At 70.4% G+C, this 9,767-nt stretch carries 12 protein-coding genes; 3 read left to right on the forward strand and 9 right to left on the reverse strand.

The annotated features are described in order from the left end of the window. The coding region (locus tag AB0F10_RS41340) for a glycosyltransferase (RefSeq protein ID WP_360638773.1) at positions 1 to 721 on the reverse strand (721 nt) is incomplete at its 3' end. 213 nt (positions 722 to 934) lie between these two features. On the opposite strand from AB0F10_RS41340, the gene AB0F10_RS41345 reads away from it, so the two are divergent. After that, positions 935 to 2,152, forward strand: a complete 1,218-nt coding sequence (locus AB0F10_RS41345) for an MFS transporter (RefSeq protein WP_360638776.1) — start codon at positions 935 to 937, stop codon at positions 2,150 to 2,152. A gap of 135 nt (positions 2,153 to 2,287) precedes the next feature. Next, on the forward strand, positions 2,288 to 3,331 hold the full coding sequence (locus AB0F10_RS41350; protein ID WP_360638779.1) for a hypothetical protein: 1,044 nt from the start codon (positions 2,288 to 2,290) through the stop codon (positions 3,329 to 3,331). A gap of 135 nt (positions 3,332 to 3,466) precedes the next feature. Here the strand turns inward: AB0F10_RS41350 and AB0F10_RS41355 are convergent, their stop codons facing one another. The 8 genes from AB0F10_RS41355 to AB0F10_RS41390 all read right to left on the reverse strand — a co-directional run bounded on the left by AB0F10_RS41355 (position 3,467) and on the right by AB0F10_RS41390 (position 8,820). Next, a complete protein-coding gene (locus tag AB0F10_RS41355; RefSeq protein ID WP_360638781.1) occupies positions 3,467 to 3,646 on the reverse strand; it encodes an antitoxin in 180 nt (59 codons plus the stop codon). Between the two features lie 14 nt (positions 3,647 to 3,660). Beyond that, entirely contained in the window at positions 3,661 to 4,260 is a 600-nt protein-coding gene (locus AB0F10_RS41360; protein WP_360638784.1) for a DUF3618 domain-containing protein, read from the reverse strand. Beyond that, the gene (locus AB0F10_RS41365) at positions 4,236 to 4,658 is read right to left on the reverse strand and encodes a phage holin family protein (protein ID WP_360638786.1); all 423 of its coding nucleotides are present in this window, start codon (positions 4,656 to 4,658) and stop codon (positions 4,236 to 4,238) included. Before AB0F10_RS41365 ends, AB0F10_RS41360 begins: the two co-directional genes overlap by 25 nt. Beyond that, entirely contained in the window at positions 4,658 to 5,404 is a 747-nt protein-coding gene (locus AB0F10_RS41370; RefSeq protein ID WP_360638789.1) for a hypothetical protein, read from the reverse strand. Before AB0F10_RS41370 ends, AB0F10_RS41365 begins: the two co-directional genes overlap by 1 nt. 330 nt (positions 5,405 to 5,734) lie before the next feature. Then, positions 5,735 to 6,544, reverse strand: coding sequence for an SDR family NAD(P)-dependent oxidoreductase (locus AB0F10_RS41375; RefSeq protein WP_360638792.1), 810 nt, complete (start codon positions 6,542 to 6,544; stop codon positions 5,735 to 5,737). Between the two features lie 15 nt (positions 6,545 to 6,559). Further along, positions 6,560 to 6,973 carry a CBS domain-containing protein gene (locus AB0F10_RS41380; RefSeq protein ID WP_360638795.1) on the reverse strand — a complete coding sequence of 138 codons (414 nt, stop codon included), beginning with the start codon at positions 6,971 to 6,973 and terminating at the stop codon, positions 6,560 to 6,562. A gap of 78 nt (positions 6,974 to 7,051) precedes the next feature. After that, positions 7,052 to 7,618, reverse strand: a complete 567-nt coding sequence (locus AB0F10_RS41385; RefSeq protein ID WP_360638798.1) for a hemerythrin domain-containing protein — start codon at positions 7,616 to 7,618, stop codon at positions 7,052 to 7,054. Positions 7,619 to 7,752: 134 nt separating this feature from the next. Then, positions 7,753 to 8,820, reverse strand: a complete 1,068-nt coding sequence (locus tag AB0F10_RS41390; protein WP_360638801.1) for a cellulose binding domain-containing protein — start codon at positions 8,818 to 8,820, stop codon at positions 7,753 to 7,755. 416 nt (positions 8,821 to 9,236) lie between these two features. On the opposite strand from AB0F10_RS41390, the gene AB0F10_RS41395 reads away from it, so the two are divergent. Next, positions 9,237 to 9,767: cellulose binding domain-containing protein (locus AB0F10_RS41395; protein WP_360638804.1), on the forward strand; the 531-nt coding region annotated here is incomplete at its 3' end.

A 9,767-nucleotide genomic window follows, 5' to 3' on the forward strand; every position in this document is an offset into this window, starting at 1 on the left:
GCCGCAGTCCCGCGGCCACCGTCCGTGCCACCACTGCCGGCGGCCGGCGCAGCACCGCGGTCAGCACCTGGTTGCGGGTCTCCCGGCGCAGCCGCGCGGCGGCGTCCCGGCCGTTGGGCTGCGGCAGGTGCCGTACCACCAGTTCCGGTACGTACGACAGCTGCCCGCCGGCCGCCGCCAGGTCCATCGCCAGCAGGGCCTCCTCGCCGTACACGAAAAGCCTGGAGCAGAAGCCGCCGGCCGCCAGGAAGTGATCGCGCCGGACCACGGCCGCGCAGGCGAGGAAGCCGAGCACGGCCGGCCCGGCGGCACCGGGCGGCACGCCGATCGGCGCCGCGGCCATCGCCGCCGACACCGGATCCAGGGTCTGCCGCGGGCCGACCAGGACCCGCGCGGCGAGCAGCGAGGCGCGCGGATGCGCCCGCATCAGCTCCACCGCCCGGGCGAGCGAGCCGGGCGTCCAGTAGGAATCGTCGTCGGCGAAGGCCACGTACGGCGTCCGCGCCCGCCGGACACCGATGTTGCGGGCCGCGGCACCCCGGTTCGTCTCCAGTCGCACCAGATCGACGCCCGGCACGTCGGTGGCCTCGTCGGACGCGTTGTCGACCAGGATGACCGGGGCCCGGTGCCGCGGGACCGTCTCCCGCAGCCGGTCCCACCGGTTCCGGGTGGCGACCACCACGGTGACGTCGTCGGTCTCGGCCGCCGCCGGCCCGCCCACCGGCCCGCGTTCCGTTTGTCTCCCGTCCGGCATGGCGCCCGGTTACCCCGCCCGCACCGATTCAATCCCCGCCGCCCGACCGTGACCGTGCCGGTTGCGATCCGGGAGTACGGGCGCCTTCGGCCGAAGCCGGCCGACGGTGCCTCCCGATAGGGCGTACGGCGCCGAGAGACGGCGTTCGTCCACGTGGGGGAACCCGTCGCCTTGGCTTCGATGCTTACGCCGCTCCGCGAGCGCAACTACCGGCTCTGGGCCGGCGCCGACCTGGTGTCCACCGGCGGCACCTGGATGCAGGTGCTCGGGCTCAACTGGCTCGTCCTGTCGGTGACCGGCTCGGCCACGACCATGGGTTTCACGGTGCTGGCGCAGGCGCTGCCGGTGCTGGTGCTGGGCGGTTGGGGCGGCGCCCTCGCCGACCGCCTGCCGGCCCGTCCGCTGCTGATCGTCTGTCAGGTGGCCCGGGCGCTGCTGGCGCTGGCGTTGGTGTTCGACACCGGCCGGCTGTGGCCGGTCTATGCGGTGGCACTGGCGTCCGGGGTGATCAGCGCGGTCGAAGGTCCGAGTCTTGGCCGCTTCGGCTCGGCGCTGGTGCCACGCGAGGCGCTCGGTTCGGCGCTGGCGCTCGGCTCGGTACTCAGCTCGGCGGGCCGGATCGGCGGTATGGCCCTGGGCGGAGTCCTGGTCGGGATCACCGGGCCGACCTCCCTGTTCGCGATCAATGCGGTGTCGTACCTGGCGGTGATCGCCGCCCTCCTGGTCATGCGCCCAGGCTCGATGCGGCCGCTGGCGTCCGCCCGGGACTGCGACCGGGGCGTACGGGCGGGCCTGCGCTACGTACTGGGCCAGCCCGTGGTGCTGACCGTGCTGGCGCTGTCGTTCGTGCTCGGCTCGCTCGGCCGCAACTACCAGGTGACGATGGCCGCCATGGTCGCCGGTCCCCTGCACGCCGGCTCCGGCGCGTACGGAATGCTCTCGACGGTCTTCGCGGTCGGCGCCGTGGTCGGTGGCCTGGCGCTCGCGGCCGGCGGACGTTCCACGCTGCCCGTGCTGGTCGGCGCCGGACTGACGATCAGCGTCCTGCAGATGTGCTCCGGCCTCGCCCCGACCGTCACCGGTTTCGCCGTCCTGATGCTGCCGATCGCGGCGGGCGCGGTCATCCTCGACACCATCGTGTCGACCCGGGTGCAGCTCGACACCCGCGAGGACATGCGTGGCCGGGTCCTGGCGGCGCTGGGCATGGTCTCCGCGCTGTCCGGCATCGTCGGCGCTCCGCTGCTCGGCTGGCTCTGTGACTCCGCCGGCGCCCGCGGCGCGCTGCTGCTCGCCGGCGCGATCACCACCGCGGCGGCGGTCGCCGGCGGGGTGGCTCTGTTCCGGATCGCCGGACGCCGGGTTCCCGTCATCGGGCGCCCCGCGCTTCAACCGCGGTAAGTCCCTGCAGCGAACGCCGCGGCCCGCCGGAACACACCGACACGCAGCGAGTTCATGGGTACCAAAATAAAGATTCACATATTTCGTCGCCCATGCTCCTTTTGAGATGGTCTACTCGTCGGTAATTTCCTCCAGATGCATACCTCGATACCGGCCCGGACCGGGCGGCAGTTCGCGGTCGCGACCCTCTGCGTCGCCGTCGTCCTCGTCCCCGCCTCCGCGGCGCGGGCGACCGGCGGGCGCTACCAGGTCGACAGCACCGCCGACGCACCCGACGACACCCCCGGCGACGACCGATGTGCCACCGCGAACGGCGATTGCACGGTGCGCGCCGCCGTCATGGAGGCCAACGCCAATCCCGGCTCGACCATCGTCATCCCGGCCGGCCGATACCGGCTGACCATTCCGCCGCTGCTCGGCCGCGCCTTCACCGACTACACCCTCGCGGACGCCGCGCACGGAAACCTCAAGATCTTCAAGGCGACCCGGGTGGAAGGGGCCGGCCGCGACCGCACCCTGCTCGACGGTGGACACCTCGACCGGGTGTTCACCACCCTCGGACCGGCCACCATGGCGGACCTCACCATCACCGGCGGCGTCTCGGCACCGGTGGCGTCGCTCTACAACTACTACGGCGGGGGCGCCGTGCTCAACGCATCGGCGCTGACCCTGGAGCGGGTGCGGATGACCGGCAACAGCGCCCGCATCGGCGGCGCCGTGCAGAACATCCCGTTCACCACGATGACGGCGCGCGACAGCCTGGTGGACGGCAACGAGGCCGGCGAGGCGGGAGGCATCCGTTTCGACGGGCGCGGACTCGTGGAACACTCGGTGATCACCAACAACCGCGTCACCGACCCGTACGACCCGACCCGGCCCGGCGAACTGGCCGGTTACGGCGGCGGGATCGACGTCCGGGGCCCGGAGACGGTCACGGTGGTGGACAGCACGGTGAGCCGCAATCACGCCGACCGCGGGGGCGGCGGCATCAACATCACCCTGGGCTACCTTCCCGGCCCCCGCAACACGCCCGGTCCCGGACGGGTGGAGCTGCACCGCACCACGATCACCGACAACACGAGCGGGACCGGACCGGACGGCTGCCGGGCGGTCTGGGCCCGGATCGTCGATCTGGGCGACAACACCGACTCCGACGGCACCTGCACCGCCGGCAGGTAGGGACTTCTCGCCGCACGAGTGGGCTGACCGGGCCGGGCTCACCGGCCGGGCTCACCGGGCCGGGCTCACCCTCACCGGGCCGATGAACGGGCGGTTCCCGGCCGCGACTGCGGCCGGGAACCGCTGGGTGTGTGGTTACTGCTGGGTGTCGCCGGTACCGGTCCTCTGCTGGGCCTGGTCCACACCCTTGTCGATCTGGGTCGAGTGCCGGTTACCGGTCCGGTCGTCGATCTGATCGCCGGCCTTCTCGATCCCCTCATCAACCTGCTTGTCATGCTCGTCCGCGAAATCCTTGGCCTTATCCGCGAAACCCATCTGCTCCTCCTACGTCATCCGTGCGACACCGTGCGCCTCGCCTGCTCCGTCGCATCCTGCGCCGACGACCGCGCCTGCTCCCGCGTCGTCTGCGCCGCATCCTCAGCGGTCTGCTTAACCTGCTGCACCGCATCACGGGCACCCGACTCCAGATCCGAACCCAGATCCGAAGCAACCTCCTTGACCCGCTCGGTCAACTCCCCCGACTCATCACGAATCTGCTGCCCCGCACGCCGCTCCGCATCAGTCACCGGAATCAACGTCGCCGCCAACAGACCCGCACCGAACGCGATAAGACCCGCCGCCAACGGATTACCCCCGGCCTGCCGAGCCGCCACCCCCGGCGCACCCCGGACCACGTCCGCCGCCTCGTGCGCCTTCTCCTCAACAGCACTCCCGGCCTGCGCCGCCGTGTCCCGCACCGAACCCATCGTGTCAACCGCCGTGTGGCGGGCCTGATCCGAGCTGCCCATCACCCTCTCCTTCACCGCCGACCACCGACGCCGCGCCACCCGCCGCGGACTGGTCCGATCCGCCAACCGATCCACGTCACGAGTCAACGACGCCCGGGTCTGCTCGATGTCCTGCCTCAACCGGTCGGGTTCTTCAGCCATTGCGCGTCCTCCTTGATCGTGTCAACCGTCCGCCGCGGCACCGGATCCACACCCTGCAACCGCCGCCGACCCGCCGCATACAACACCGCACCGACCACACCCCAGACGACCGCCACGATCAGCGCCGCCCACCCCGCATCCATCACATTGGCCAAACCGAACACCACCGCGAAACTCAGCAGCACCACCGCCAGATAACCGGCGAAACCCGCACCACCCAACATCCCCGCAGCCCGGCCCGCCTTACCCGCCTCCACCTTCACCTCAGCCTTGGCCAACTCCAACTCCTGGCGAAACAGCCGGGACAGATCGTCACTGATATTGCCGATCAACTCCCCCACACTGCTCTCACCACCACCCGCCACCGGGCGGTCACCATCGCGATACGCCCGGGTCATCACACACCACCCGGCCGATCAACCGGCGGCACCGACCCCGTGCCGGACCCCTCGGTCACCATCACCGGAGTACCGGTACCGGTCGCCGCGTACTCCACCGACGACTGCGCCGGATACCCGCCAGGCTCCGACCCGGCCCGCGCGAAGCCGGCCCCGGCCCCGCGCTGCGAGACGAACGAGTCACTCGCCGGCTTACCCCGACCGGCCTCAGCATCAGCCCGGGCCACACCCTTACCAAGCCGGCCCACCACGAACCCAGCCGCGAGCGCCGCCGCCAAAAACGCCCCCGGACGACGCCGGGCGAAATCCTGCACCTCCCGCAACACACCCTCAGGACCATGCCGGTCCAGATAATCGGCGAACTGCCGGCCACCGTCGGCAACCCGCGACACCACCACCGTCGCCGGCGAATCATCCCGATCGCCGCGCATCTCCTCCAGCTGATCCGCGGCCTGCCTGATCGAGCCGACCAGCCGATCGTTCTGACCACGGGCCTGCTCACCGACACGATCACGAACATCCGAGACCAGATTGCGGGCCTGCGCCGTCGCCTCCCCAGCGACCCGCCGGGCCTGCTCCTTGGCCGTGTCCCGAACCTCACCGGCGGCCTCCTGACCATGCCGCGCAACCTGCCGCGCCTGGCCACCGCCCGACGAATCCGGCCCGACCGTGCCGGTCCGCGATCCCGGCGCCTCAAAGCCGGGAGTGGTGCCACGGGCACCAGGGCTGGATGCAATATCACTCATGGGGAACCTCCAAGGAATCATCGGCGTGCCCTCACCCCGCTGCCTACCCGAAGCCCACCCACCTATGCACAGTTGCCACAGAACAAATACCCGCGCAGTGAAACAGCGACGAGGAACGCGCCCGGCGTAGCTACGCCGGGCGCGTTCCTCGTCATGGTCGAACCGATACCGGAATTGTCCTTCGCGGATTTAAGATCCCTGGTTACGCGAACGCCTCCACTACCGGCGAGTCGCGGCAGGCCGGATTTCCAAGAACGCCTGGCGGACGGAGATCCAGATGGCCCGGCTGCGGGGCCGGATGAAGCAGGCGGCCCCGCCGGCCCTCGTCACCTAATCCGCGTCCTGATCCGCCGAGCCCGGTTCGGCCATGCGCCGGTGCATCTCGGCCTTGGCCTTGTCCGGCATGACCTTCGACGCGGCGCCCTGCACCCTGGTCTTCAGCGAGCCGGCGACGACCTTCTCCTTGTCCTTGCGCATCGCCTCGAAGCCCTGCTTCGCGACCAGCGCCGGGTCGTCCTTCTCGCCCGCGCCGACCTTCGTGTCCTGCATGCCGGCGCGCTCGAAGAAGTTCGTGTCGGTCGGGCCGGGCATCAACGAGGTCACCGTGACGCCGGTGTCCTTCAGCTCGGCGCGCAGGGCCTCCGCGAAGGACTGCACGAACGACTTCGAGGCGTTGTACACGGCCTGATACGTGCCCGGCATCATGGACGCGACCGAAGAGGTGAACAACACCTGCCCGGCGTTGCGGGCGACCATGTCCGGCAGGACACGCTTGGCCAGATGCACGGTCGAGGTGACGTTCACATCGATCACGTTCAGCTCTTCGGCCAGGCCGGTCTGCCGGACGAAGTCGCCGCCGATCCCCCGGCCGGCGTTGAGCGCGATCGCGTCGACCGGCCGCCCGGACGTCCGGATCGCCGCGTAGACCTTCTCCACGCCGTCGTAGGTGGCCAGGTCCGCGCGGACCGCGGTGACCTGGACGCCGCCGTCGCGGCGCAGGTCGGCCGCGGCCTGCTCGATCCCGTCCTGTTCGGCAACGATCAGCAGGTCGTAGCCGTTGGTGGCGAACTGCCGGGCGAGTTCGAAGCCGATCCCGCTCGACGCACCCGTCACCACGGCGAATTCGTTGCGTTCGGCCACGATGAGCCCTCCCTGTCAGAGACTGATGGCGTCGATGAGGTCGCCGACCGGGCGGTCCGGCAGTGCCCGGGCGACGTCGGCGACCGCGACGATCCCGATGAGCTGGTGCCCGTCGATCACCGGCAGCCGGCGTACCTTGTGGCTGGCCATGGTGCTCAGGATCTCGCCGGCGTCGTCGTCCGCGCCGATGGTGACCGGCTTGCCCTGGCCCAGGTCGCCGGCCCGGACAGTCTTGGGGTCGCGGCCCTTGGCGATGACCTGAGTGACGATGTCGCGGTCGGTGACCATGCCCTTGAGCCGGTCGTCCTCGCCGCAGATTGGCAGCGACCCGACGTCGAGCTGGGCCATCTTCCGCGCGGCGTCGGCCACGGTCTCGTTCTCGCCGACGCAGGTGGCGTCCCGGGTCATGATCTCGCGTGCGGTGGTCATGAGGAGTACTCCTTCCTCGTTTCGGATGTCCTGCGCGTACCCGCTCGCTGGCGGATAAACCGATCTGTCGATGCCGGACTAGCGGGTTGCCCGGCTCGTGATCATGTCCCTGAGGCGATCCACCATGCCGACGCCCGGCCCGACGAGCTTGTGGAACAGCTCGCTGTTCGGTGCGCCCGGGTGTGGCCTGGTCGGGGCGAGCTTCTTCGCCTTCTCCACCTTTTCCGCAAGCTCGACGAGCTGCTCGCGAGGGATGTGCCGGCGCAGCTCCGGGAACTGCTCGGACTCCTCGTCCTGCACGTGGTCGGTCAGCACCTCCTCGAGCCGGCGCAGCGTCGCGTCGAAGTCCGTGCCGGACACCTCGAGGCCTTCGAGCTCCTTCATCGCCCGCTCGAGTTGCTGGTGCTCCTCGACGTCGTGCTCGACGGCCTTGTCGCCGCCCGGCAGGTGCTTGCGCATGGCTGGATAGACGTACATCTCCTCGGCGACGGCGTGGCGTACCAGCTCGCTGATGGCGGTGTCGGTGAGGTCGCGGCGGACCATCGGGTCCCGGACCGACCAGATCTCGCCGATGAGCGCGGTGACGTCACGGTGGTCGGCGGTCAGGACGTCGACCACGTCTGGGGCGGTTTCGTTGTTGGCCATGCACGCCGACTACCCCGTCAGGCACGACCTACACGGACGAAATCCGGGCACACCGCTCGGCGCGCGGGTCGCCGGCGCCTTCGGCGTTGTCGCCGGCTCCGGGCCGGGCCATCCGGTGGTCGCCGGCACGTCGCTCAGGCCGTGACGGTGACGGTGACCGTCCACGGAACCGGCGGCGACGGACAGGGCGTCGGCTCATGGTTGCAGGCGATGTCGGTCCGCGTGGACACCTCGACCGTGCCCGCCGCCGTGGCGACGTAGCGGGCTACCAGCGGCTGGCCGGTCGGGTAGCCGCCGGCGTTGTCGCGCGGCACGAGCACGGCCGCGGTGGACAGCGTCGGCACCAGATAATTGCTCGCCAGGCTGACCACGAGTTCGTCGCCGACGTGCAGGCGTACCGCGCCGCGGTTGTCGGCCGCGGAGACGATGACCGTCTGCCCGGCCGCGACGACGGTGACGTGCACGGTCCAAAGCCTGATCGGCACGCTGCACCGCGGAGTGGTGTGCAGGCAGGCGTAGTCCGAGTGTGTGGTGACATCGACCGACCCGGGCGCCTCCGCGCGGTAGAGCGCCGCGAGGGGCCGCCCGGTCGGATAGCCGCCGCTGGTGGAGAGCCGCGCGAGGGCGGCGCCGCCGAGGGTCGGCGTCAGGAATTCGGCGCCGAGGGACACGCCGAGCGTCTGCCCGGCGACCAGGGTGATGGTGCGCTGATCGTCGGCCTGGGTGACGGTGACGTCGGGGCCGCTCGGTGGCGGCGGACTCGTCGTGGTGGTGGCGCCGTTGTCGCAGCTCAGCGCGGGAGCTGAGCCGATGCCGGACAGCTGCATCCCGAACGTGGTCGACGCGCCCCCGGCAAGGATGCCGTTGTGTGCGGCGTTGATCGCGGTTGCCGCGTCACCCGAGGTGCTCACCACGGCGTTCCAGGCCGAGACGACCCGCCGGCCGGCGCCCAGCGTCCAGGTCACGGCCCACGTGGTCGTGGTGGCCGCGGACGTGTTGGTGACCGAGACGGTGACGATCTGACCCCCGCTCGACCCGCTGCCCCACTGCGTCTCGACCTGCGCGGTTGCGTCGCAGCCACCCGCCGAGGACGCCACGGGGCCGCCGTCGGCGACGGCCGGCGACATCGCCAGGGCGGCGACCGCGGCCGTGCCGCCGATCGCCGCACAGAGGCCGAGGATCGACGGTCTGGACAACGCCATGGCATCGCACCTTTCCGGCTCAGGACAGACCCCCGGCACGCACAGGTTGCTCAAGGATCCGCTGGATTCAGCAAACATAGAATTTCCATGGATGTATGTCAATGAAGTGAACGAATTGCATGCGCAATCCACTATGCAAGGGACGTGAATTCCGCAGCCGGAGCTGTTATCCCGTCGCCATGTCGAGAGTCACGCTTGTGCCATCGACTCCGATCACCTTGGAAGCCTTGACAATCATCGATATTTCGCGCACGCTGGGAGCGCTCCCACCCCTGACTGCCTTCCGTACGGGGGAAACGTCGGAGCGCCAATGAAGCGCGGGTACGCATTCTCGCAATGCGCCGTCGTGCTGACCCCGTTGGCGGTTCTCATCTTCCCTCCCGAGGCGTCAGCCGCCATCCCTCAGGAGAGAACCTGTGACCAGATCCAGATCAGTCAACATCGGCCTGGCGTCGGCCGGCGCCGCCTTGCTGGCGTCGGCGGCGGTGATCGTGGCGCTGCCGGCGGGCGCCGCGGCCGCGGGCTGCTCGGTGAGCTATGCCGTGTCGTCGCAGTGGCAGGGCGGGTTCGGCGCCAACGTGACGATCACGAACCTGGGTGATCCGTTGTCCGGCTGGACGCTGACGTGGTCGTACGGCGCCGGGCAGAGCGTGACGCAGGCGTGGAACGCGACGGTGACGCAGAGCGGCTCGGCGGTGACCGCGACGAACGTGAGCTACAACGGTTCGGTCCCGGCCGGCGGCACGGTGTCGTTCGGCTTCAACGGCTCGTGGACCGGCAGCAACCCCGTCCCGGCCGGCTTCGCCCTCAACGGCGTGGCCTGCACCGGAGGCACGGGCCCCACGTCACCGTCCACGCCGCCGACGAGCCCCCCGCCGACCGGTGACACCTGTGCTCTGCCGTCCAGTTACCGCTGGACGTCGACCGGAGCGCTGGCCAGCCCGAAG

Source organism: Actinoplanes sp. NPDC026623 (assembly GCF_040638275.1).
Lineage (GTDB): Bacteria > Actinomycetota > Actinomycetes > Mycobacteriales > Micromonosporaceae > Actinoplanes.